This window comes from Pseudoalteromonas sp. S3178 (assembly GCF_005886985.1).
In the GTDB taxonomy this organism is placed as follows: Bacteria; Pseudomonadota; Gammaproteobacteria; order Enterobacterales; family Alteromonadaceae; genus Pseudoalteromonas; species Pseudoalteromonas carrageenovora.
Window position 1 is genome coordinate 1 of the sequence record NZ_PNCW01000658.1, and the last position, 291, is coordinate 291.

The 291-nt window shown below is 45.7% G+C and carries 1 protein-coding gene; it reads right to left on the reverse strand.

The window, feature by feature from the left end; translation table 11 throughout:
- A partial coding sequence (locus tag CWC11_RS22645; protein WP_249330820.1) for a TonB-dependent receptor domain-containing protein occupies positions 1-241 on the reverse strand: 241 nt, incomplete at its 3' end.
- Positions 242-291: the final 50 nt, after the last annotated feature.

Here is a 291-nt window from a genome sequence, read left to right on the forward strand (position 1 = left end):
AGGCTTGTTGAGTTACGCTATCTTCTCCTGCAACGGGTTCAAATGACTGACTATAGCTCACGTAAGGTCGCCAACCAGAATCCAGCTGATAAAGTGCGGCAATTCTTCCGGTGAGTTGGGTGTCATCAATATTTGATTCCGTTTGCCACTCGGTGCCAGCGTAGTTTTTATCAGCAGTAACATCACTGGTGAAACTATCGTATCTAAGACCAGCCAAGAGGGTTAGCGCTGATATTGTCACTTCGTCTTGGATGTAAAACGCACGGTTACTTTGTTCAATATCGTGCGCTT